Annotated in this window: 24 protein-coding genes; 18 read left to right on the top strand and 6 right to left on the bottom strand. The window is 68.2% G+C overall.

The features are described from left to right. Nucleotides 1-7: 7 nt before the first annotated feature. From ACWGID_RS40020 to ACWGID_RS40005, 4 genes are read right to left on the bottom strand one after another with little or no spacing between them, the layout of a single operon-like run. Nucleotides 8-835 carry a carbohydrate ABC transporter permease gene (locus ACWGID_RS40020; protein WP_452204608.1) on the bottom strand — a complete coding sequence of 276 codons (828 nt, stop codon included), beginning with the start codon at nt 833-835 and terminating at the stop codon, nt 8-10. Continuing rightward, the gene (locus ACWGID_RS40015) at nt 832-1,743 is read right to left on the bottom strand and encodes a carbohydrate ABC transporter permease (RefSeq protein ID WP_452204607.1); all 912 of its coding nucleotides are present in this window, start codon (nt 1,741-1,743) and stop codon (nt 832-834) included. Before ACWGID_RS40015 ends, ACWGID_RS40020 begins: the two co-directional genes overlap by 4 nt. A gap of 14 nt (nt 1,744-1,757) precedes the next feature. Beyond that, complete coding sequence (locus tag ACWGID_RS40010) at nt 1,758-3,047, bottom strand: ABC transporter substrate-binding protein (RefSeq protein WP_452204606.1); 1,290 nt, start codon at nt 3,045-3,047, stop codon at nt 1,758-1,760. Between the two features lie 5 nt (nt 3,048-3,052). Then, nucleotides 3,053-4,036, bottom strand: a complete 984-nt coding sequence (locus ACWGID_RS40005) for a carbohydrate kinase family protein (protein WP_452204605.1) — start codon at nt 4,034-4,036, stop codon at nt 3,053-3,055. Nucleotides 4,037-4,161: 125 nt separating this feature from the next. Between ACWGID_RS40005 and ACWGID_RS40000 the strand changes: the two genes are divergently transcribed. From ACWGID_RS40000 to dprA, 14 genes are all read left to right on the top strand, one after another. Further along, nucleotides 4,162-4,914, top strand: coding sequence for a DeoR/GlpR family DNA-binding transcription regulator (locus ACWGID_RS40000; RefSeq protein ID WP_387776855.1), 753 nt, complete (start codon nt 4,162-4,164; stop codon nt 4,912-4,914). Then, nucleotides 4,911-6,257: a 6-phospho-beta-glucosidase gene (locus tag ACWGID_RS39995; RefSeq protein WP_452204604.1), complete on the top strand. Its 1,347-nt coding sequence runs from the start codon at nt 4,911-4,913 to the stop codon at nt 6,255-6,257. Before ACWGID_RS40000 ends, ACWGID_RS39995 begins: the two co-directional genes overlap by 4 nt. Nucleotides 6,258-6,533: 276 nt before the next feature. Beyond that, nucleotides 6,534-7,049, top strand: a complete 516-nt coding sequence (gene rpsP, locus ACWGID_RS39990) for a 30S ribosomal protein S16 (protein WP_452204603.1) — start codon at nt 6,534-6,536, stop codon at nt 7,047-7,049. Nucleotides 7,050-7,054: 5 nt separating this feature from the next. Next, nucleotides 7,055-7,306 carry an RNA-binding protein gene (locus ACWGID_RS39985; protein ID WP_131292053.1) on the top strand — a complete coding sequence of 84 codons (252 nt, stop codon included), beginning with the start codon at nt 7,055-7,057 and terminating at the stop codon, nt 7,304-7,306. A gap of 73 nt (nt 7,307-7,379) precedes the next feature. Next, the gene (gene rimM / locus ACWGID_RS39980; protein WP_452204602.1) at nt 7,380-7,928 is read left to right on the top strand and encodes a ribosome maturation factor RimM; all 549 of its coding nucleotides are present in this window, start codon (nt 7,380-7,382) and stop codon (nt 7,926-7,928) included. Nucleotide 7,929: 1 nt separating this feature from the next. Further along, on the top strand, nt 7,930-9,126 hold the full coding sequence (gene trmD, locus ACWGID_RS39975; protein ID WP_452204601.1) for a tRNA (guanosine(37)-N1)-methyltransferase TrmD: 1,197 nt from the start codon (nt 7,930-7,932) through the stop codon (nt 9,124-9,126). 205 nt (nt 9,127-9,331) lie between these two features. After that, entirely contained in the window at nt 9,332-9,691 is a 360-nt protein-coding gene (gene rplS, locus ACWGID_RS39970; RefSeq protein ID WP_452204600.1) for a 50S ribosomal protein L19, read from the top strand. A 140-nt stretch (nt 9,692-9,831) separates the two neighbouring features. Then, entirely contained in the window at nt 9,832-10,461 is a 630-nt protein-coding gene (gene lepB / locus ACWGID_RS39965; RefSeq protein ID WP_452204599.1) for a signal peptidase I, read from the top strand. Then, a complete protein-coding gene (lepB, locus tag ACWGID_RS39960) occupies nt 10,458-11,222 on the top strand; it encodes a signal peptidase I (protein ID WP_452204598.1) in 765 nt (254 codons plus the stop codon). Before lepB (ACWGID_RS39965) ends, lepB (ACWGID_RS39960) begins: the two co-directional genes overlap by 4 nt. Before the next feature lie 51 nt (nt 11,223-11,273). Beyond that, entirely contained in the window at nt 11,274-11,972 is a 699-nt protein-coding gene (locus ACWGID_RS39955) for a ribonuclease HII (protein WP_452204597.1), read from the top strand. Beyond that, on the top strand, nt 11,969-12,292 hold the full coding sequence (locus ACWGID_RS39950) for a DUF2469 domain-containing protein (RefSeq protein WP_012922325.1): 324 nt from the start codon (nt 11,969-11,971) through the stop codon (nt 12,290-12,292). The genes ACWGID_RS39955 and ACWGID_RS39950 overlap by 4 nt, the downstream gene beginning before the upstream one ends. Nucleotides 12,293-12,368: 76 nt before the next feature. Beyond that, the gene (locus ACWGID_RS39945; RefSeq protein ID WP_452204596.1) at nt 12,369-12,725 is read left to right on the top strand and encodes a YraN family protein; all 357 of its coding nucleotides are present in this window, start codon (nt 12,369-12,371) and stop codon (nt 12,723-12,725) included. After that, the gene (locus ACWGID_RS39940; RefSeq protein WP_452204595.1) at nt 12,725-14,302 is read left to right on the top strand and encodes a YifB family Mg chelatase-like AAA ATPase; all 1,578 of its coding nucleotides are present in this window, start codon (nt 12,725-12,727) and stop codon (nt 14,300-14,302) included. The genes ACWGID_RS39945 and ACWGID_RS39940 overlap by 1 nt, the downstream gene beginning before the upstream one ends. 290 nt (nt 14,303-14,592) lie before the next feature. Then, entirely contained in the window at nt 14,593-15,690 is a 1,098-nt protein-coding gene (gene dprA, locus ACWGID_RS39935; protein ID WP_452204594.1) for a DNA-processing protein DprA, read from the top strand. 576 nt (nt 15,691-16,266) lie between these two features. Here the strand turns inward: dprA and ACWGID_RS39930 are convergent. Further along, entirely contained in the window at nt 16,267-17,904 is a 1,638-nt protein-coding gene (locus ACWGID_RS39930; protein WP_452204593.1) for an APC family permease, read from the bottom strand. Between the two features lie 136 nt (nt 17,905-18,040). On the opposite strand from ACWGID_RS39930, the gene ACWGID_RS39925 reads away from it, so the two are divergent. The 3 genes from ACWGID_RS39925 to ACWGID_RS39915 all read left to right on the top strand — a co-directional run bounded on the left by ACWGID_RS39925 (nt 18,041) and on the right by ACWGID_RS39915 (nt 20,005). Beyond that, the gene (locus tag ACWGID_RS39925; protein WP_452204592.1) at nt 18,041-18,982 is read left to right on the top strand and encodes a tyrosine recombinase XerC; all 942 of its coding nucleotides are present in this window, start codon (nt 18,041-18,043) and stop codon (nt 18,980-18,982) included. A gap of 87 nt (nt 18,983-19,069) precedes the next feature. After that, nucleotides 19,070-19,549 (top strand): RrF2 family transcriptional regulator, encoded by a 480-nt coding sequence (locus ACWGID_RS39920; RefSeq protein ID WP_452204591.1) that lies wholly within the window; start codon nt 19,070-19,072, stop codon nt 19,547-19,549. A gap of 51 nt (nt 19,550-19,600) precedes the next feature. Beyond that, nucleotides 19,601-20,005: a VOC family protein gene (locus ACWGID_RS39915; RefSeq protein ID WP_452204590.1), complete on the top strand. Its 405-nt coding sequence runs from the start codon at nt 19,601-19,603 to the stop codon at nt 20,003-20,005. 7 nt (nt 20,006-20,012) lie between these two features. Here the strand turns inward: ACWGID_RS39915 and ACWGID_RS39910 are convergent, their stop codons facing one another. Beyond that, nucleotides 20,013-20,624 (bottom strand): M23 family metallopeptidase, encoded by a 612-nt coding sequence (locus tag ACWGID_RS39910; protein WP_452204589.1) that lies wholly within the window; start codon nt 20,622-20,624, stop codon nt 20,013-20,015. 290 nt (nt 20,625-20,914) lie between these two features. On the opposite strand from ACWGID_RS39910, the gene rpsB reads away from it, so the two are divergent. Beyond that, the coding region (gene rpsB / locus ACWGID_RS39905) for a 30S ribosomal protein S2 (RefSeq protein WP_452204588.1) at nt 20,915-21,875 on the top strand (961 nt) is incomplete at its 3' end.

The following is a 21,875-nucleotide window of genomic DNA, read 5'->3' as shown; positions in this document are numbered from 1 at the left end:
CGGTCCGTCAGCCGCGGACGGCGCCTTCGGTCGCGCCCTTGATGAACTGGCGGGCGAAGAGCGCGAAGACGACCACCAGCGGGATCATCGCCAGCAGCGCGCCGGTCATCACCATGCTGTAGTCGACGCCGTGCGAACGGTTCAGCGTGGACAGTGCGACCTGCAGCGTGACGTGGTTCGGGTTGGTGAGCACGATCAGCGGCCACATGTAGTCGTTCCACGAGCCCACGAAGGTGAAGATGCCGAGGAACGCCAGCGCCGGACGGGCCGACGGCAGCGCCACGTGCCAGTAGGTACCGAAGAAGCCGCAGCCGTCCAGCGTCGCGGCCTCGACCAGCTCGTCGTGGATCGAGTTCTTGAAGTACTGCCGCATCCAGAAGATCCCGAACGCGTTCGCGGCGCCGGGGATGATCAGCGCCTTCAGCGAACCGACCCAGCCGAGGATCGCCATCGTCTGGAACTGCGGTACGGCGGCCAACTGCGCCGGCAGCAGCATCGTCGCGAGCAGGATCACGAACAACGCGTTCCGCCCCGGGAACCGGAACTTCGCGAAGGTGAACGCGGCCAGCGAATCGAAGAACAGCACCAGCAGCGTGGTCGAGATCGCGACCGTCGCGGTGTTCGCCATCGACTGGAAGAACGCCACGTTGTCGAGCACGTGCCGGACGTTCTCGAGGAAGTGTCCGCCGAAGGTGAACTTGGGCGGGAACCGGTAGATGTCCGCGGTCGTGTTCGACGCCATCAGGATCGTCCACACGAACGGGAACAAGAAGATCAGCAGGGCCAGGATCAGCGCGCCGTGCAGGGCGATCCCGCGCAATCGGTACCGGGTCATCGGTCCTCACTCCCGCCGCGGAAGATCCGCCAGTTGATGGCCGTGAACAACAGCACCAGTACGAAGATGCTGAGCGCGATCGCGGCGGCGTACCCGTAGTCGTTGTCCAGGAACGCGGCCCGGTAGAAGAACAACACCACGGTCATGCCGCTCTGCCCGGTGCCGCCGCTGTTGCCGACCATCACCTGCGGCTCGGTGAACGTCTGCAGCCCACCGATCGTCGACATGATGACGGTGAACAGTACGACGGGACGCAGCTGCGGCAACGTGATCGAGAAGAACGTCCGCACCGCACCGGCCCCGTCGACCTTGGCGGCCTCGTACTGCTCCTTCGGGATCGCCTGCAGACCGGCCAGATAGATCAGCGTGTTGTACCCCACCCACTGCCACACGATCATCGTCGAGATCGCGATCTTGATGCCCCACGGCTGCCCGAGCCAGTCCTGTTCCGGGATGCCGAGCGACCGCAGCGCGGCGTTCACCAGGCCGAAGTTGGTGCTGAAGATCGAGCTGAAGAAGATCGCCATCGCGACCAGCGAGGTGACGTTCGGGACGAAGTACGCGATCCGGTAGACGTTGGTGAACCGGACCGCGGACTGCAGCATCACCGCGAGCACCAAGGCGAGCACCAGCGTCGGCACGGTCGACATCAGGAACAGTACGACGGTGTTCTCCAGCGCCTGCCAGAACGTCGGGTCCTTGACCAGGAACGCGAAGTTGTCGAGGCCGGTGAACGTCCGCGCGTTCAGACCGTCCCAGCGCTGGAACGCCAGCACGATCGTGGACAGCATCGGGTACAGCCCGAACACCGCGAACAGTACGTAGAACGGCGACAGCGCCAGGTAGAACCGCCAGTACGACCAGATCCGCCGGGTCGGTGCTTGGGCCACCCGTTCGGCAGCCGCCATCGTCGCCGCTACTGTCACTGCACGCCCTGACGTTTGGCGATGGCCTTGGCCTTGGAGACGGCTGAGGCCCACGCGGCGTCGGAGGTCTTGGCGCCGGACTGCACGGTCTTGAGCTCGTCGTGGAACGGTGCGGCGACCGAGTCGTCGTACGGGCTCTGGTACGCGACCGGGATGGTCTTCGCGGCCGGGCCGAAGACGTCGATCGGCACCTGGCCGCCGAAGAACTTGTCCGCCGCCTTGAGCTGCGGCTTGTCGTACGCCGCCGGCGTGGACGGGAAGATCTGTGCGTCGGCGAACGCCTTGGCCTCGTTGTCGGGGCTCAGCATGTACTTGATCACGTCGAACGCCTTCTGCGGGTCGGCCGCGTTCTTGGTGATCGCGAGGAACGAGCCGCCGAAGTTCGCCGCACCACCCGGCGTCGGCGCCAGCCGCCACTTGCCCGCGCTGGTCTTGACCGCGGACTTGATGTCCAGCGCGACCCACGCCGCACCGATGTGCGCGGGCACCGTGCCCTGGTCGAGGCCGGCGTTCCAGTCCGGCTTGCCGCTCGGCGTCTTGCCGTCGATCTTCAGCGTCATCGCCTTGACCGAGGTGTCCCAGGCCTTGCGGATGTGGTCCTGGTCGCCGACGAACTTGTTGTCCTTGTTGATGTACCGCTCGGTGCCCTGTCCGACCACCATGTCGTAGAGGTCGGTGGCGTCCCAGACGAGCAGCGCCTTCGGGTTCTTGCCCTTCAGCTCGACACCGGCCGCGAAGAAGTCGTCCCAGGTCTTCAGCTGGTCGGCCACCTTCGCCGGGTCGCTCGGCAGACCGGCCGCCGCGAAGATGTCCTCGCGGTAGTACAGCGCGGTCGGGCCGACGTCGATCGGCAGGCCGATCACCTTGCCGTCCAGTGTGGTGGCCTGCTTGACCTTCCAGTCCAGGTAGTCGCCGAGGACCGAGTCCGCGCCGATCGTCTTCAGGTCGACGAAGCGCTCGGCCTGGGGGAGCAGCGAGGCGATGTCCTCGCCCTTCAGCCCGGTGATGTCCGGGATCGACGTACCGCCGTTGAACGTGGTGACGAGCTTCTGCTTGAAGTCGCCGCCGATCTCGGAGTACTTGATCTTCGGGTCCGGGAAGTGCGCGATCGTGTCGTCGAGCACCGACTTGCCGAGGCCGCCCGGCCAGCACCACATGGTCAGTTCGGTGGCGACGTTCTTCTTCGCGGGTGCCCCGGCGTTGTTCATCCCGGACGAGCAGCCGACGAGCGAACCTCCGGCCACGGCCGCGAAGCCCCCGAGCAGCGTCCGACGTGAGAGCTCCATGGTTCTTACCTTCCTGAGTGTGCGCTGATCAGCGCCTGGAGGTGGTGGTCTTCGGGGTGCGCGGCCTGCCAGGCCGCGAGGTCGTCCCAGCGCGGCGCGGCGTCCGCGCCGCCGAGCCGGGTGACGGACAGCGCCGCGGCCAGGGCGGCGAACCGCACCCGCTGCTCCAGCGGCAGCTCCCAGAGCGTGGCGGCGATGAAGCCGGCGGCGAACACATCACCGGCCCCGGTGGTGTCCGCCGCCGGGACCGGATACGCAGGTACGGCGACGCGCTCGCCGGTCCTCGCGTCGAGGGCTTCCGCGCCGTCGGCGCCGTTCGACACGACGACCAGCGGGACCTTCGTCGCCAGTGCTTCGAGTGCCGCGCCGGGTGACGTGGTCCGGGTGTAGGCCATCGCCTCGTCGGCGTTCGGCAGGAACACGTCGCAGTGCGCGAGCTGATCGAGCACCGCCGGGTCCCATTCCTCGGTCGGGTCCCACCCGACGTCGGCGAACACCACGCTGCCGGCCGCCTTCGCCTTCGCCAGCCACTCGTTCGGCCAGGGACCGATGTGGGCGGCGACGGCCCGGGCGACCGGCGGCGTGGTGATCAGCTCGTCGGCCGACAGCAGGGGAGGGGTGCCCCGCGTGACCAGTGCCCGGTCGTTGTCATAGGCAAGGGCCACTGTGAGCGGGGTCTGCCAGCCGGCGAGTCTGCGGGAGAGTGACAGATCGACGCCCTCGTCATCGGCGAGCCGGCGCCAGACCCGGTCGCCGAGGTCGTCCGCGCCGAACACCGCGGCCATCCCGGTGCGCAGCCCGAGCCGGGCCAGCGCGATCGCGAAGTTCGCGATCCCGCCCGGGCTCTCGTGCGACTCGGTGGCCCAGACCTCGGTGCCCGGCCGGGGCGGGGTGGGCAGGCCCAGCACGAGGTCCTGGAAGACCAGACCGGACACGACGACATCGAAGACATCCGAGACCGCACCATCCGAGACGTCCAGTTCGTGCATCGTCAGCACACTCCTGCAGGGTCGATCAAACTCGTGCATGAATCTTGAAACTCTTGCACGAGATCCGCAATACCTGATCACAACTTTGACTGAAAATGACGGAGTTTGCGTGATACGGTCTGCGTGTGTTGCCGAAGCAGCGTCAGGATCAGATCGTTCGCGCGCTCCGGGCCGATGGGGCCGGGGGCGTCAAGGTGCTGGCCGAGAAGCTCGGCGTCAGCGAGGCGACCATCCGCCGCGACCTCGAGCAGTTGCACGCCGAGGGCCGCCTGACCCGGGTGTACGGCGGTGCGCTGGCCGTCGACGGTGGCGACGAGCCGTTCGCCGACGTGAACGCCGTCCATGCCGAGGAGAAGGACCGGATCGCGCGCCGCGCCGCCGAGTTGGTGGCCGACGGCGAGTCCGTCCTGCTCGACATCGGTACGACGGCACTTCGCGTCGCGCAGCACTTGCACGGGCGCTCGTTGACGGTGGTGACCAGCAACCTCGCCGTACTGGAGGAGTTGCAGAACGACGAGCAGGTCGAGCTGATCGTGCTCGGTGGTTTCGTGCGGCGCAGCTACCGGTCCCTGGTCGGATACCTGACGGAGGAGAGCCTGCGGCAGATCCACGTCGACTGGCTGTTCCTGGGGACCAGTGGTGTCCGGCCCGACGGCCGGGTGATGGACAGCACGATGATCGAGGTGCCGGTCAAACGAGCCATGATCAAGGCCGCCGACCAGGTGGTGCTGCTCGCCGACCGGACGAAGTTCCCGGGGCACGGGGTTGCCCGGGTGTGTGAGCCGGGGGAACTCTCCATGGTGGTGACCGAGCCCGGCGCCGACGAGGCGACCAGGGCCCAACTGACCGAGGCAGGAGTGCAGGTGGTGCTCGCGTGAGACTGACGATCCTGGGCGGGGGCGGCTTCCGCGTGCCGCTCGTGTACCACGCCTTGCTGGGCGACCGCGGCGCCGGACGGATCACATCCGTCGTCCTGTACGACGCCGATCGCACCCGACTGTCGGCGATCGCTGCCGTGCTGCACCAACAAGCAGCCGGTATCGCCGACGCTCCCGTCGTGACTGAGACGACGGATCTCGACGAGGCGCTGCGCGGTGCGGACTTCATCTTCTCCGCGATCCGGGTCGGTGGACTCGAGGGGCGGACCGTCGACGAGCGGGTCGCGCTGGACCTCGGCGTACTCGGGCAGGAAACGGTCGGCGCCGGTGGGATCGCTTATGGACTGCGGACGCTTCCGGTCGCCGTACAGATCGCCCAGCGCATCGCGGCGGTCGCACCGGACGCGTGGACCATCAACTTCACCAACCCGGCCGGCATGGTGACCGAGGCGATGATTCCGTACCTGGGCGACCGGGTGATCGGTATCTGCGACTCCCCGTCCGGACTGGGGCGTCGGGCCGCGCTGGCGCTCGGAGTGGATCCGTCGACCGCGTTCTACGACTACGCCGGGCTGAATCACCTCGGCTGGCTGCGTGGGTTGCGGTCCGGTGGAGTGGATCGGCTGCCGGACCTCCTGCAGTCGGCTGATGCGCTGTCCTCGTTCGAAGAGGGCCGGCTGTTCGGTGCGGAGTGGCTGCGGTCGCTCGGGTCGATTCCGAACGAGTACTTGCACTATTACTACTTCGCGCGCGAGACGCTGGCCGCCGTACAGGGTGTGCAGCAGACGCGCGGAACGTTCTTGCTGGCGCAGCAGTCTGCTTTCTACGCCGAGACCGGGGAGCATCCCGGGCAGGCGTTGGAGTTGTGGCAGAAGACGCGGGCCGAGCGTGAGTCGACGTACATGGTGGAGAGCCGTGAGGTCGCCGACGCGGGGGAGCGGGACGAGCGCGACATGGCGGCCGGTGGGTACGAGCAGGTCGCGCTGTCGTTGATGCGGGCGATCGCGCACAACGAACGGGCCTCGCTGATCCTCAACGTGCGCAATCGCGGCGTACTGCGTCAGCTCGACGACGACGCGGTGGTGGAGATCCCGTGCACGGTGGACGCCAACGGTGCGCTACCGGTGGCGGTGTCGCAGCTGACCGACCATCAGGCCGGCCTGGTCTGCTCGGTGAAGGCCGTCGAACGAACGACCATCCAGGCCGCCGCGTCGGGCTCGCGGGACGAGGCGCTGCGCGCGTTCGCGTGGCATCCGCTGATCGACTCGGTCACGGTGGCACACAAGCTGCTCGACACGTACGCCGCCGAACTCCCCGGACTCGCGCAGTTCATCAAGCACTGACCCGTTCGTTCCACGCGGCGTCGCCGACCGAGCTCGCCGCGTGACCACGAGCTGCTCGAGGCTGAGGGTTGCCGTCAACGAGCCGCGAGATGCCGGAGGGTGCTGGAATTGGTTGGCGACGGGGAATCTGGCACAATGTCAGGCTGAGTCCGTCCAGGTTTGTGCAGCCCTCTAACTCCACGGCCCGGTCGGCCCATCCGAGTGTTCACCCCGTTGTCCCCACGACGACCCGTGGCGCTCACCCAGACATGTATTTCCGAGGGAGACCCCACAAACGTGGCAGTCAAGATCCGTTTGAAGCGCATCGGCAAGAAGCGCACCCCGCACTACCGCATCGTCGTGATGGACGCCCGCACCAAGCGGGACGGCCGGGCGATCGAGGAGATCGGGATCTACAACCCGAAGACCGAGCCCTCGTTCATCCGCGTCGATTCGGAGCGGGCGCAGTACTGGCTGGGCGTCGGCGCGCAGCCGAGCGAGGCCGTCGAGGCGATCTTCAAGGCCTCCGGCGACTGGCAGCAGTTCAAGGGCCTGCCGGCCCCCGCGCCGCTGCGGGTCAAGGAGCCGAAGCGGGACAAGCAGGAGATCTTCAACGAGGCGCTGGCCGAGGCCCACGGCTCGCTGAAGACCGAGGCCGTCACCGCCAAGAAGACGGCGAAGAAGGCTGACAAGAAGGACGACGCCGCCGAGGCCCCCAAGGCTGACGAGGCGAAGGCCGAGGAGCCCAAGGCCGACGACGCCAAGGCGGAGCCGAAGGCCGAAGAGGCCAAGGCCGAGACCACCGAGGCCTGACGATGATGGAGACCGAGGCGCTCGAGCACCTGGTCCGAGGCATCGTGGACAACCCCGACGACGTCAGCGTCCGGGCCCGGAACCTGCGGCGTGGCCGCACCCTCGAGGTGCACGTCCACCCCGACGACATCGGCAAGGTGATCGGCCGCAACGGCCGTACCGCGACCGCGATCCGCACCGTCGTCGGCGCCCTCAGCTCCGAGTCCTCGCTGCGCATCGACTTCGTCGACGAGTTCAACCGGCGCCCGCGCCGCTGACTCGAGTAGTCCTGTGAAGGGCCGCACCCGGTCTGGGGTGCGGCCCTTCATCTCGTACAAAGGAGTAGTGCAGGTGTTGGTGACTGTCGGGCGGATCGGCCGCGCACACGGGATCAAGGGCGAGGTCGGTATCGACGTGCGCACCGACGAGCCGGACCGGCGGTTCGCGGACGGTGCGACCGTGGTGACGGAGGCCAAGGTGGCGCGCACTCTGACCGTGGAGTCGAGCCGCTGGCACAGCGGGAAGCTGCTGGTGAAGTTCGCCGAGGCGCCGGACCGGACCGCGGCCGAGCAGCTGCGCAATCTGTTCGTGCAGGCCGAGGTCTCGGACGACGAGCGCCCGGAGGACCCGGACGAGTACTACGACCGCGACCTGATCGGTCTCGCGGTCCGCACCACCGACGGTGCCGAGGTCGGAGCGGTGACCGACGTCGTGCACCTGCCGTCGCAGGACCTCCTGGAGATCCGCCGTACGGCGGGCAACATCGTGCTGGTGCCGCTCGTCGAGGAACTGGTCCCGGAACTGAACCTGGACAAGCAGTACGTCGTCGTCGCCGACCGCCCCGGTCTGCTGGACCCGGAGGGCGCCGAGGTGGTCCAGACCGAGCCGGACGCCGACTGACATGCGTCTGGACGTCGTCACGATCTTCCCGGAGTACCTGGCCGCCCTGGACGTCTCGCTGGTCGGCAAGGCGGCCAAGAGCGGCCTGCTGGACATTCACCTGCACGACCTGCGCGAGTGGACCTACGACCGGCACCGGTCCGTCGACGACACCCCGTACGGCGGCGGCGCGGGCATGGTCATGAAGCCGGAGCCCTGGGGCCAGGCCCTCGATGCGATCGCGCCCGTCGACGGTCCTGCGCAACCCCGGTTGATCGTCCCGACACCGGCGGGGCGTCCGTTCACCCAGGACCTCGCTTATGAGCTCGCGGCCGAGCCGTGGCTCGCATTCGCCTGCGGTCGCTACGAAGGCATCGACGCGCGCGTCGCGGCGTACGCGGGGGAGCGGATGCGCGTCGACGAGGTGTCGATCGGCGATTACGTGCTGAACGGCGGGGAGGTCGCTGTCCTCGTGATGGTCGAGGCAGTCGCGCGCCTGCTGCCTGGCGTGATCGGCAACCCGGAGTCCCTCGCGGAGGAGTCGCACTCTGGCGACGGCCTGCTGGAGTACCCGGTCTACACCAAGCCGACGAGCTGGCGCGGACACGACGTACCCGAGGTACTGCTGTCCGGGAACCACGGCCTGATCGCCGACTGGCGCCACGAGGAGTCGGTACGCCGTACTTCGGAACGCCGGCCGGATCTCCTGGCGGCCTGGGGCGACGCGCTCGCCGAGAAGGACGACGCCGACGCCGTACGGGTGCTCCCCGCAACAATCGCCGACGCCGGCGAGATCCACGTGCTGCAGTTGGCCGCGTTCCTGTCCGAGGCCCGGCTGTACGACGACTACACGATCCCGCCGCTCACCGCGGACGTCGCCGATACGGCGGCCCGCGTCGAACGCGCGATCGTCCTGAAGGCAGTTGCGGGTGCTCGGATCGTCGGCGCCGTCCAGTTGACCGTCGACGGTTCGGTGGGCCACATCGAGCGCCTGGTGGTCGCACCGGACTGGCAGGGTCGCGGTCTCGGCGCCCGCCTCCTCCGGGCCGCCGAGCGACTCGCGCCCGCCGAGGTGACGTCGTACACGCTGAACACCGGTGCGCTGAGCGACCGGAACCTCGCGCTGTACCAGAAGGCGGGGTACCGCGAGACCCGGCGGGAGCCGCAGACGCCGAAGGTCGACCTGGTCCACCTCGCCAAGCGGCGCCGCCGGAAATAAGCCCGGTCGTGGGCGTCGGGTTCTCACCCTCTGCTGCCGGGGCGGCCTGATTTCGTCACGGTGTGGGGCGTGTGGCAAGATTGTCTGCTGCTGCCCTTCGGTGCTCCTGCCACAGGGGGTGACCACCGACCGGCAGCCTTTTGATGACTTCATCACCACCGAGAATCGTGGGTGACCTGTGGCACGCGCGAGAAAGAGACACCTGATGACCAACGTCCTGAACGAGCTGGACAACTCCAGCAAGCGCGATGACATCCCCGCCTTCCGCGCCGGCGACACCGTCAACGTGCACGTCAAGGTCGTCGAGGGCAACCGCTCCCGCGTCCAGGTGTTCAAGGGTGTGGTGATCCGGCGCCAGGGTGGCGGCCTGCAGGAGACCTTCACGGTCCGCAAGGTCAGCTTCGGCGTCGGCGTCGAGCGCACCTTCCCGGTGCACACCCCGATCGTCGAGAAGATCGAGGTCGTGACCCGCGGCGACGTGCGCCGCGCGAAGCTGTACTACCTGCGCGAGCTGCGCGGCAAGGCAGCCAAGATCAAGGAGAAGCGCGAAGTTCCGGCGTCCTGACGTCCTAACGACGACGGTCACCTATGGCGCCGAGCACTGCGACTCGCGCTCGCCCTCGCCCGGTCTCGAGGGCACGTCGCAGCAAGGGGCGGCACCGCAGGCTGAAGCAGCGGAATCCGCTGCTCAGCCTGCTCGTCGAGATGAGCACCGTCACGGTGCTCGCGCTCGTCATCACGGTGGTCCTGCGGTTGTTCGTCGCGGAGGCGTTCTACGTCCCGTCCGAGTCGATGTACGACACGCTGACGAAGGACGACCGGATCCTCGCCGAGAAGATCAGCTACCTGCACCGGGACGTCGACCGCGGTGACATCATCGTGTTCAAGGACCCGGCCAACTGGCTGAACGAGGCCGAGGCCCAGCCGGGCACGGTGCGCCGGATCGGTGAGTTCGTCGGCATCCTGCCGCGCAGCGGTGAGGGACACCTGGTCAAGCGGGTGATCGGGATCGGCGGCGACCGGGTGATCTGCTGCAACAAACAGGGGCAGATCACCGTCAACGGCATCCCGCTGGACGAGCGGGAGTACCTTTTGAAGGATGCCAAGCCGTCCGAGGTGCCGTTCAACGTGCTGGTGCCGGCCGGTCACCTGTGGGTGATGGGGGACAACCGCGCGCAATCCGCCGACTCCCGTGCCCACATGGGCGGTCCCGGCGGTGGATTCGTGCCGGTCGAGAACGTGGTTGGCCGGGCCTGTTGCGTAATCTGGCCGTCTGACCGGATGACGATGCTGCGTCCTCCGGATACCTTCAAGAAGCCGGGGCTGAAGAAGTGACCGATACACCGACCAAGACGGACGCCAAATCCGCCCACCGCTCGGGCTTCGGAGCGGCGGCCCGCGAGTTCGTGCTGATCGTGGTCGGCGCGCTGATCGTCTCATCGATCCTGCGGGCGTTCGTCGGGCAGATGTTCATCATCCCGAGCGAGTCGATGGAGAACACCCTGCTGGTCGGTGACCGGGTCGTGGTGGAGAAGCTCACCGATGTCAAGCGCGGTGACGTGGTCGTGTTCGAGGACCCGGGCGGCTGGCTCGGCCCGGAGGAGAGCGGCCAGAAGCGTGGCTCGATCGGCCGGTTCTTCGAGATCGTCGGCCTGCTGCCCGATTCCAGCCACGGCCACCTGATCAAGCGCCTGATCGGGATGCCGGGTGACAAGGTCGCCTGCTGTGACTCCAAGGGCCGGCTGCTGGTGAACGGTCAGCCGCTCGACGAGACCAGCTACCTCTACCCGGGTGACGCGCCGTCCCAGATGGACTTCCAGGTCACCGTTCCGGCCGGCAAGATCTTCGTGATGGGCGACCACCGGTCCGCCTCCGGGGACTCTCGCGTGCACCTCCAGGACGTCGACGCGAACGGTGGCAACCAGGGCGACGCGGCGTTCGTGCCGCTCGACAAGGTCACCGGGCGGGCGATCATGATCGTCTGGCCGGCGGGTCGCTGGGGCAAACTCGGCGTACCGGACACGTTCAAGTCGGTGCCGGCCGCCGGTCCGCCGCCGGACAAGCCCTCGATCTCCCTCACGCCACCACCTAAGTGAGCATCCGTCGCCTCTGTTATCTAGGGTGGACGGTGTGATGCGGAGGGCTGGATGAGCGCGCTGCCGCGCGGAAGCACGGTACGGCGGGACGCCGGGCTGTACGGGTACGAGCGCGCCCTGCGCCGCGTCGGCCTGGACCCGATCGCGGGCGTCGACGAGGCCGGCCGCGGGCCGTGCGCCGGTCCGCTGGTGGCGGCCGCGGTGATCCTGCCGGACGGCAAGCGCGGTCAGATCCCGGGGCTGGCCGACTCCAAGTTGCTCACCGCGAAAGCGCGGGACCGCTGCTACGACGAGGTCCGCAAGCGTGCGCTGGCCTGGTCGGTGGTGGCCATCGAAGCGCCCGAGTGTGACCGGCTCGGCATGCACGTGGCGAACGTCGAGGCGCTCCGCCGGGCGCTGTTCCGGCTCGACGTCCGGCCGTCGTACGTGCTCACCGACGGGTTCGGCGTCGACGGGCTCGGCGTACCGGGTCTGGCGATCTGGAAGGGCGACCGCGTGGCGGCTTGCATCGCCGCGGCGTCCGTGATTGCCAAGGTGACGCGGGACCGGGTGATGGAGCACTGGGACAAGGAATACCCGCAGTACGGGTTCGGCATCCACAAGGGTTACTGCACCCCCGAACACCAGGCGGCGCTGGACGAGTACGGCCCGTGCCCACAACATCGACGGCGGTTCGAGAATGTCCGCCGCACTATGCGACCCGTTATGGGACAGAATGTGACCAGTCCCACCGGAGTGGAGAGCCGATGAGTGCAGACGACCTGGAAAAGTACGAGACCGATATGGAGCTCCAGCTCTATCGGGAGTACAAGGACGTCGTCGGGATCTTCAAGTACGTCGTCGAGACCGAGCGGCGCTTCTACCTGTGCAACGCGGTCGACCTGAAGGTCCGCACCGAGGGCGGCGACGTGTACTTCGAGGTGACCATGGCCGACGCGTGGGTCTGGGACGTCTACCGTTCCGCCCGGTTCGTCAAGAACGCCAAGGTCGTCACGTTCCGTGATGTCAACATCGAAGAGCTCGCGAAATCCGACCTGGAAGTCCCGAAGGACTCCGACTTCGGTCGCTGAAGTTGTCCACAGGCGGAAAGTGAGGTCCGTTTCCGAGGCCTGATCCCGGCATGTTCTCTGCCGGAGGTGGTCATCGATGCGGACCAGGAACACCGTCGGACGGTACGGCGAGGATCTCGCCGCGAGGTATCTCAGCACGCACGGTTTCGCCGTGCTCGAGCGCAACTGGCGCTGCGAGCTCGGCGAGATCGACATCGTGGCGCGCGAGGGCGACACGCTGGTCGTCTGTGAGGTCAAGACCCGCCGCGGGCTGAACTACGGCAGCCCGCTGGAGGCAGTCACCTACCGGAAGCTCGCCACGCTCCGGAAGCTGGCGGGCCGCTGGCTACAGACCCATCAGCTCAGACCGGCCGAGATCCGGATCGACGTCATCGCGATCCTGTTCGACCACGACACGCCACCGAGCGTGGACCACGTGCGAGGTGCGGCCTGATGCCGCTCGCACAGACCTGGTCCGTCGCCCTGGTCGGGCTGGAAGGCCACCTCGTCGAGGTCGAGGCCGACATCGCCCAGGGCCTGCCGAAGACGACCCTCATCGGACTCCCTGACGCGTCCCTGTCCGAAGCCCGCGACCGCGTCCGCGCCGCCGTGGTGAACAGCGGCGAGCGATTCCCCGACCGCAAGGTCACCATCGGCCTGTCACCGGCGACCCTGCCGAAGACCGGCTCGCACTACGACGTCGCCATCGCGCTGTCGCTGCTCACGGCTGCCGGCGTCGTCGAGCCGGAGGCGCTCCGCCGGACGGCGATCATCGGCGAGCTCGGCCTCGACGGCCGGATTCGCGAGGTCCGCGGCGCGCTCGCGATGACCCTTGCCGCGTCCCGCGCCGGCTTCGACCGCATCGTCGTACCCGACCTGAACGTCGGCGAAGCCCGCCTCGTCCCCGGCATCCAGGTGTACGGCGCTCGCTCGCTCCGTCAGGTGCTGGCTCTGCTTCGCGGCGTCGAGATCCCTGACGAAGCGCCGTCGCGCGCCGAGCCACGCCTGGTCTCGGAATCGCTGACCCGGGTCCCGGCGGTGGATCTCGACGACGTCATCGGCCAGTTCGAGGGCCGGCGGGCGATCGAGGCCGCGGCGGCCGGTGGCCATCACCTGTTCCTGCACGGCCCGCCGGGCTCGGGCAAAACCATGCTCGCGGAACGGCTGGCCGGGCTCATGCCCGAACTGAGCATGGACGACTCCCTCGAGGTCTCGGCCGTCCACTCACTCGCCGGGCTGCTCACCAACGACGCCGAGCTCGTCGTCCGCCCACCGTTCATCGCGCCACACCACACGGCATCGCTGGCGAGCCTCGTCGGTGGCGGTTCGGGCGTGCCGCGGCCCGGCGCCATCAGCTGCGCGCATCGCGGCATCCTGTTCATCGACGAGGCGCCCGAGATGCATCCGCTGACGCTCGACACGCTGCGCCAGCCGCTCGAGTCCGGCTTCGTCGAGGTCCACCGCGCAGCCGCGGTCGCGAAGTTCCCGGCCCGTTTCATGCTCGTCCTCGCGGCGAACCCGTGCCCCTGCGGCCTCGCCGGCACCGAGCAGGGCATCTGCAGCTGCACACCGCAGGTCCTCGCGCGATACCGCCAACGGATCAGCGGCCCGATCAAGGACCGCCTCGACATCCAACGCCAGATCCTCCCCGCCGCGCGCCGGATCAGCACCGGCGAAGCAGCGGAGTCGACCGCCGTCGTCGCCGCCCGCGTCCACACCGCCCGCGACCGCCAGACCCACCGCTACCGCGACACCGCCTGGACCCTCAACAGCGAAGTCCCCGGCCCGGTCCTGCGCCGCGAACACCCCTTGGACGACGCCAGCCAACAACTCCTGGAAGACCACTACGCCGCCGGCCGCCTCACCGCCCGAGGCTTCGACCGAGTCATCCGCGTCGCTTGGACCCTCACCGACCTGGCCGACCTCCCGACCCCCACCATTCACCAGACCCACGAAGCCTTCCAACTCCGCTCCGGCACCCCGCTGACCCCACTCTCCGACCAACGCCCCCTCAAAGGACCTTCCCAATGACCCGCCATCCCACCCCCTCCACCCCGACCCTCCTCGGCCTGATGCCCGCCCTGTCGCCGACCCCGTTCACCAGCCCGCCCTCGCCCCCGTCATCGTCCTCGGATGCGGGTGCCGTGGACGTGGGCGCCTCGGGTGGAGGCGCCGCGGGAGCGGCGGTAGCTGCGGGCGCTGCGCGTGTGGGGGCGGTGCGGGCGGGCGCATTGCGTGCTTCGGGGGTTGGTTCAGGGGGAGGGGATGTTGGGACACTAGTGGTTGCTGATGGCAATGGCGATGCGGAGCGGTTGGCTCGGGTGGGGCTGTCGCGGGTTGTCGAGCCCGGTGATCTCGCCGCGCTAAAAGCCTTCGACGGGATGGCACCGCTGGAGATCTGGGACCGCCTGCAGCAGAACGATCCCGACCTCGACCGCTGGTCCACGCGACTTGCCGGCGCCGACCCACACCGAGACCTCGAACGCGCCGCCGCGGTCGGCGCCCGCTTCGTCATCCCCGGCGACGACGAATGGCCCGACCAGGTGGAGATCCTCGAAGACGCAGGCCAGCTCTCGCGCCGCGCCGGCGTCCCGTTCGGCCTGTGGGTCCGCGGCAAACCCAATCTCCGAGCCGTCCTCACCCGAGCCATCGCCATGGTTGGCGCCCGCGCCTGCTCGTCGTACGGCGAACACGTAGCCGCCGAGCTCGCCTCCGGCCTCGCCGACAACGGAGTAACAGTCGTCTCGGGAGGTGCCTTCGGCATCGATGCAGCCGCCCACCGCGGCACCCTCGCCGCCGCCGGCCTGACGATCGCGGTCCTCGCCTGCGGTGTCGACGTCAGCTACCCGAAACGCAACTCGGCCCTCCTCAGCCGGATCGCCGAAGACGGTCTCGTCGTCAGCGAACTCCCACCCGGCTGCTCACCCACGAAGCTACGTTTCCTCACCCGCAACCGACTCATCGCCGCAGCCACCCAAGGCACGGTCGTCATCGAGGCCGCCATACGCAGCGGCGCCCTCAACACCGCCGGCTGGGCCGAACAATGCGGCCGCGCAGTCCTCGCCGTCCCCGGCCCCATCACATCCCGCATGTCCGCAGGCAGTCACCTACTGGTCCGCGAACGCAACGCGGTACTAGCCACCAACGTCGCCGACATCATCGAAGCAACCGCCCCGTTCGGCACCAGCCTCACCCCACACCCCCGCGCCCCAGAAACCCTCACCGACACCCTCCCCACAGACCTCCAACGCACCTTGGACGCCGTCCCCGTCCACACCCCAGCCCCCGCAACCCGCATAGCCATCACCGCCGGCCTAGACCTCCCCACAACCCAACAAGCCCTGGAGTCCCTAACAGCCCTCGCCCTAACCACCCAAACCCCCACCGGCTGGCACCTAACACCCCCACCCACGCCCTAACAGCAGCCTCGCCTGGGATCCGCCAACGTCCCAGGCCCTCAGCGGCTGGCACCCAACAACCCCCTCGCCTTCGCCTGCAGCGGCTGGACGTCCGCGAATGCCTCAAACCCCCACCGGCTGGGACCTAACGACCCCACCCTCGTCTCAGTCGCAGCGGTGGGGCATCCGCCAGCGGTCTAGGGCCCTCAGCGGGCGGCACATAACAAGCCCACCCTGGCCTTCGCCGGCGGCAGCTGGATGTCGGTGGATGCCTCAGGCCCCCAACCCTCGTCTTGACCCGCCGCGGGTGGCTGGCCCTCCGCCAACGGCCCAGAGCCCTGAGCGGCCGGCGCCTGACAAACCCAACCTCGCCTTCACCCGCAGCGGTCGCTGGATGTCCGCCGACGGTCAGGTCCTCAGCGGACGGCGCTCTCGACCGATCCGGAGGGCTGTGGAGCTTGAGGGCCGACGGTCGGGGCGGGCGTGGGGTGCTTGCGCGCTTTGCGGTGGGTTTGGACAGGTTATTGCTTGTTCATGGTCCCCAGATCCTGTTCAGTCCCCCGGTTCGTGGCGGGAGGGGGACAGGAATGGGGGCGGTTAGTTGCGCATGTGTTTGCCGCGGGGGGTTTTGGCGGGTTGTTGGTCGGGTGGGGTGCGGATGGCGCGGAGTTCGGGGGTGTGGCGGTCGGGTTCGGGGCGGATGGCTTGGAAGCCGCCGGTGCCGGGGTCGGTGTCACCCAGGTCGAAGTCCCAGCTGTCCTCGTTGGCGAGGCGGCTGTGCCAGCGGCCGTACAAGGCGTAGATCGCGACACCGATGAGCATCCACACGCCGAACTTGGTCCAGGTGCTCGTCTTCATGTTCAGCATCAGCCACACGGTGGCCGCCAGCGACAGCAACGGGATCAGCGGCACCATCGGTACTCGGAAGCCACGCTCCAGGTTGGGCTCGGAGCGTCGCAACGTCAGTACGCCGATCGCGCAGAACGCGAAGCAGAACAGCGCACCGATGACCAGCAGCTCCTCGAGTTCCAGCACCTTCGGGTACAGCGTGAGCGCCAGTGCGGCGATGCCGGCCGCGGTGGCCGCGCGAGCGGGGGAGGAGTACACCCGGCTGACCCGGCCGAGGCTCTTCGGCAGCAGACCGTCGCGGCCCATGTTGAACAGCACTCGGCTCTGCGCGATGAGGACCACCATGATCACGGTCATCAACGCGAGCAATGCCCCGAGATTGACCACCTTCGCGGCCCATCCGACGCCGACAGCCGCCATCGCTTCCGAAACCGGGGCAGCCCCACCGAGCTTGCCGTACGGGCGCATGCCGACCAGCACGACCGCCATCGCGATGTAGAGGATCGTCACCGCGCCGACGCCGAGCAACATGCCTTGCGGGACGGTCTTGCGCGGGCTGCGCGCGTCTTCCGACGCGGTCGCGATCAGGTCGAAGCCGATGTAGGCGAACACGATCGTGCTCGCCGCGGTGAAGATGCCCATCGTCCCGAACGAGCCGAACGACGAGTCGAGAATCCAGCCCAGCAAGGTCGGACTCGCCGTCGCGGGTGCGGCCCGGGACGGCGGCACGAACGGGTGGTAGTTCGCCATGTTGATGTGTGTCGCACCGACGATCACGACGAGCAGAATGACCGCGACCTTGGCGATCACGACGATCGTCAGCACGCGCGCCGACAGCTTGGTGCCGGTGACGATCAGCACGGTCAGGACCACCAGCAACAACGGGGCAACGAGGTTGACCTTTGCCTCCGGCCCGAAGAACTGCGCCACCCCGCTGGGCAGCGTGACCCCGAATCCGTCCAGCGTGGCGACGAAGTACGCCGACCAGACCCGCGCGACGATGGCGGCCGCGGTGACGAGTTCGAGGACGAGTGCCCAGCCGACCAGCCACGCCCACGCCTCGCCGAACGTCACGTAGCTGAAGGTGTACGCGCTACCGGAGACCGGGATCGTGGAGGACAGTTCCGCGTAGCAGGCCGCGGCCAGCAGACAGACGATCGCGGCGATCACGAACGACAGGATCACTGCCGGTCCGGCGACATTGGCCGCCTGGACGCCGCTGATGCTGAAGATGCCGGAGCCGATCATCACGCCCAGGCCGAGAACGACCAGGTCGCGACGACCGAACAAACGCGGCAGACGGTGCCGCGCGTCCTCGACTCGAGTGAACGCCGACTCGACCGGCAGGCGCCGGCCTACGGTCTGTCCGTTCGCTGAGGGGGCCATGGTCAGGGGTGCCTCCGTTGCTACTAGGGCAATCGGGCCGAACAGTAGTCGACCGTTGGGCTATCGACCAGACCTCCTTTTCCCGGTTCCCGCGCGGTGGCTTGCGATGCCAGGTCGCCTCACGCATCGTCGAGACATGACGCCGGACGATGTCAGCGGAAACCCTTCCAGGCCGGAAGGTTTCACTGTGTTACTGGCTGACTACGAACGGCATCTCACGGCGGAAAGAGACCTCAGCACTCACTCCGTGAGAGCCTACATCGGAGACGTCGCGGATTTACTCGATCATTTGATTCGGCTTGGTCACGATGATCTCGAGGGTCTGGACATCCGCGGTCTGCGGTCCTGGCTGGCCAAACAGCAAAGTCTCGGGAAATCCCGCAGCACGATGGCTCGCCGGGCCACCGCTGCAAGGGTCTTCACCGCGTGGGCCCACCGGACCGGCCGGATCAGTACGGATCCCGGAGCGTTGCTCGCGAGCCCGCGGCCGCACAAGAGCCTTCCGGGCGTGCTCGGGCAGGCCGACACCCGCGCTGTCCTCGACGCGGGCGCTGTCGCTGCGGATGACGGTAGTCCCGTCGGACTGCGGGATCTCGCAATCATGGAACTGCTGTACGCGACCGGAATCCGGGTCGGCGAGCTGTGCGCTCTCGACGTCGACGACATCGACCGTGAACGCCGCGTCGTCCGCGTCTTCGGCAAGGGCCGAAAGGAGCGGTCGGTCCCGTACGGCGTGCCTGCCGGCCGAGCGTTGGAGCGCTGGATTGCTGAGGCGCGCCCGCGGTTGGTTCGCGAAGGAAGCGGTCCGGCGGCGTTCCTGGGTGCACGAGGTGGTCGGATAGACCAGCGAGCGGTACGGCGGATGGTGCACCAACGGATGGCCGTCGTCGACGCACCGGATCTCGCACCGCACGGCCTGCGCCACACTGCGGCGACCCATTTGCTCGAAGGTGGCGCCGACCTCCGCAGTGTTCAGGAGCTGCTGGGTCACGCGTCGTTGGCGACCACACAGATCTACACCCACGTCTCCAGCGAACGTCTCCGGCAAGCGTTCCAGCAGGCGCACCCCCGAGCCTGACCCCGCCGGCCTGTGGAGCGGCTTGCGAGTGGGTCTGCCTGCGGGGCATGCGGCGCGTGAGCGGCTGGATGCGGCAGACTTCGGAGCATGCGGGTTTCGGCGAAGTCTGACTATGCGTTGCGAGCGCTGATCGAGATCACCCAGCGATGGGCGGCGAGCGATCCGTCGGTGGTATCGGCCGAGGAGCTCAGCCGGGCGCAGGGCATTCCGCACGGCTTCCTGCAGGGAATCCTCGCCGACCTGCGCCGGGCCGGCGTGCTGGCGAGCCAGCGCGGCCAGTCGGGCGGGTGGCGCTTGGCGGTCGATCCGAACGAGATCTCGGTCGCCGATGTGATGCGCGCGGTCGACGGCCCGATCGTGAGTATCTCGGGGGTCCGGCCGGAGAGCGTCACCTACAACGAGCACGCGGTCGTCCTGCAGCGGGTCTGGATCGCGGCCCGCGCGAGCCTGCGCGACGTCCTCGAGAACACCACGCTTGTCGATCTCGCCAAGAACAAGCTTCCGGCCGGTGTCGAGCGCCGTTCGAAGGACGAGGACGCCTGGCAGGCGCGCGTCCCGGGCAGCTGAACCCGTGCTACAGTCACGGCTTATATAAGCCGTGGCTACAGGGGAGTGGATATGGGCGAGCAGCAGATCAAGACGTTCCTGATGTTCGAGGGTGGCGCGGAAGCGGCGATGACGTTCTATCTCTCGCTGTTCGACGACGCCGAGGTCGTGTCGATCGCGAAGTACGGCCCTGAGGGTCCCGGGCCGGAGGGTTCGGTGATGGTCGCGACGTTCACGTTGGCCGGGCAGCAGTTCATGTGCAGCGACAGTTTTCAGCACCATGGATTCACCTTCACGCCTTCGACGTCGTTGTTCGTGGACTGTGCGGACGAGGCCGAGCTCGAGCGGCTGTACGGCGCGCTGGTCGAGGGTGGCGGGGCCTTGATGCCGCTGGGGGACTACGGGTTCAGCAAGAAGTTCGGCTGGGTCAACGACCGTTTCGGCGTCTCCTGGCAGCTCAACCTCCCGCACCAGTGACTGGCGGTCACTCGCGTCTGATGAGTAGCCCTGCGGTCAGCGTCAGGGCTGCGGTTGCGGCGATCAGGATCTTGGCTGTTCGCTGATCTCCCCTTGATGAGCCATCTGGTGAACGCGCCGATGCCGCCGCGGCAGGCGGTGGCGCCGTCGCCGGATGCGCCTCCTGTCCGGCGAGCGGGAGTAGACGAATCGGCCGATCAGGCACCAGCGTCAGCGGGTTGACGTACGCCTTCCCCTGAAGCAGCCCCCAATGCAGGCAGGCTCGCGGCAGGCAATGCGATCCCGCCGCCGACAGCCGCCCGATGACCGTTCCGGTCGTCACTGTCGCTCCGACAGACACGGCGGCGATCACCGGTTCGTACGTCGTACGCCGGGCTCCGGTGGTGATCGTGACGACACCTCGGCCGGCGAGCGGTCCGGCGTACGTGATCGTGCCGGGGGTGGCGGCGAGGACCGGTTGGCCGGGGCGGCCGGCGAGATCGACGCCGCGATGGCCCGGGAGCCAGGGTTTGGCGGGTAGCTCGAAGCCGCGGACCACCTGGGGTCTGGGCTCCAGCGGCCAGTCGGTCGGGGTCGGGGCGAGGGGGAGGGTGGCGAGGGTCAGCAGGGCGAGGTTCATGCCAGGGAAGATGCCGTGATCGGGGGCTTCGCGGACGGCTGATGTCGCGCCTGTGGACAACGGTGCCCGGTTCGCATTCCGCGCAGGCGGTCACGTACACTTCCGGTGGCGCCCCGTCTCGATGGGGCGACTACGCATGCCCGCACAAACTGTGACGTTCCTCGGTCCCGGAGGCTACTCCGGGTGGACCGGCGCGACGGGCATCAGGAGCCACGGATCACCCGATCCGCGGCGGTACAACCAAACCAGGGCCCGGAAGCACAAGCCGGGCTGCAAAAGGAGAACCACTCATGGCCGTCGTGACCATGAAGCAGCTGCTCGAGAGCGGCGTGCACTTCGGACACCAGACCCGGCGCTGGAACCCGAAGATGAAGCGCTACATCCTCACTGAGCGCAACGGCATCTACATCATCGACCTCCAGCAGTCGCTGTCGTACATCGACCGCGCCTACGAGTTCGTGCGTAGCACCGTGGCGTCCGGTGGAGCGATCCTGTTCGTCGGTACCAAGAAGCAGGCCCAGGAAGCGATCGCCGAGCAGGCGACCCGCGTCGGGATGCCGTACGTGAACCAGCGCTGGCTGGGCGGCATGCTGACCAACTTCCAGACCGTCAACAAGCGGCTCCAGCGCCTCAAGGAGCTCGAGCTGATCGACTTCGACGACGTGGCCGCTTCCGGTGTCACCAAGAAGGAGCTGCTGCAGAAGCGTCGCGAGCACGACAAGCTGCTCAAGACCCTCGGCGGTATCCGCGACATGGCCCGGGTTCCGGCCGCCGTGTGGATCGTGGACACCAAGAAGGAGCACCTCGCGGTCGACGAGGCGCGCAAGCTGAAGCTGCCGATCATCGGCATCCTGGACACCAACTGCGACCCGGACGAGGTCGACTACCCGATCCCGGGGAACGACGACGCGATCCGCTCGGTCGGCCTGCTCACGCGGGTCGTCGCCGACGCCGTCGCCGACGGCCTGATGGGCCGCTCGGGTCAGGGCTCCGCCGCTGCCGGCGAGGAGCTGGGCCAGGAAGAGCCGCTGGCTGCCTGGGAGCGCGAGCTGCTGGAGAGCCAGAACGGCACCGCCAAGACCGGCGAGGCCAAGACCGAGGAGAAGGCCGCCGAGGCTGCCCCGGCCGCTGAGGCTGCCCCGGCCGCTGAGGCTGCCCCGGCCGCTGAGGCTGCCCCGGCCGCTGAGGCCGCTCCGGCCGCGGACGTGCTCACCGAGCCGATCGCGACCGCCGCCGAGGTCACCGAGGCGA

The sequence above is a fragment of the Kribbella sp. NPDC054772 genome (genome assembly GCF_053611945.1).
Note: the sequence above shows the minus strand (reverse complement) of the source record. Positions and strands in the feature narration are given on the sequence as shown.

Coding starts and splice junctions, on each gene's coding strand:
- ACWGID_RS40020 (WP_452204608.1), bottom strand. CDS start 835: ATGACCCGGTACCGATTGCGCGGGATCGCCCTGCACGGCGCGCTGATC.
- ACWGID_RS40015 (WP_452204607.1), bottom strand. CDS start 1,743: ATGGCGGCTGCCGAACGGGTGGCCCAAGCACCGACCCGGCGGATCTGG.
- ACWGID_RS40010 (WP_452204606.1), bottom strand. CDS start 3,047: ATGGAGCTCTCACGTCGGACGCTGCTCGGGGGCTTCGCGGCCGTGGCC.
- ACWGID_RS40005 (WP_452204605.1), bottom strand. CDS start 4,036: ATGCACGAACTGGACGTCTCGGATGGTGCGGTCTCGGATGTCTTCGAT.
- ACWGID_RS39985 (WP_131292053.1), top strand. CDS start 7,055: ATGGAGACCGAGGCGCTCGAGCACCTGGTCCGAGGCATCGTGGACAAC.
- trmD (WP_452204601.1), top strand. CDS start 7,930: ATGCGTCTGGACGTCGTCACGATCTTCCCGGAGTACCTGGCCGCCCTG.
- rplS (WP_452204600.1), top strand. CDS start 9,332: ATGACCAACGTCCTGAACGAGCTGGACAACTCCAGCAAGCGCGATGAC.
- lepB (WP_452204599.1), top strand. CDS start 9,832: ATGAGCACCGTCACGGTGCTCGCGCTCGTCATCACGGTGGTCCTGCGG.
- ACWGID_RS39955 (WP_452204597.1), top strand. CDS start 11,274: ATGAGCGCGCTGCCGCGCGGAAGCACGGTACGGCGGGACGCCGGGCTG.
- ACWGID_RS39950 (WP_012922325.1), top strand. CDS start 11,969: ATGAGTGCAGACGACCTGGAAAAGTACGAGACCGATATGGAGCTCCAG.
- ACWGID_RS39945 (WP_452204596.1), top strand. CDS start 12,369: ATGCGGACCAGGAACACCGTCGGACGGTACGGCGAGGATCTCGCCGCG.
- ACWGID_RS39940 (WP_452204595.1), top strand. CDS start 12,725: ATGCCGCTCGCACAGACCTGGTCCGTCGCCCTGGTCGGGCTGGAAGGC.
- ACWGID_RS39930 (WP_452204593.1), bottom strand. CDS start 17,904: ATGGCCCCCTCAGCGAACGGACAGACCGTAGGCCGGCGCCTGCCGGTC.
- ACWGID_RS39925 (WP_452204592.1), top strand. CDS start 18,041: ATGACGCCGGACGATGTCAGCGGAAACCCTTCCAGGCCGGAAGGTTTC.
- ACWGID_RS39920 (WP_452204591.1), top strand. CDS start 19,070: ATGCGGGTTTCGGCGAAGTCTGACTATGCGTTGCGAGCGCTGATCGAG.
- ACWGID_RS39915 (WP_452204590.1), top strand. CDS start 19,601: ATGGGCGAGCAGCAGATCAAGACGTTCCTGATGTTCGAGGGTGGCGCG.
- ACWGID_RS39910 (WP_452204589.1), bottom strand. CDS start 20,624: ATGAACCTCGCCCTGCTGACCCTCGCCACCCTCCCCCTCGCCCCGACC.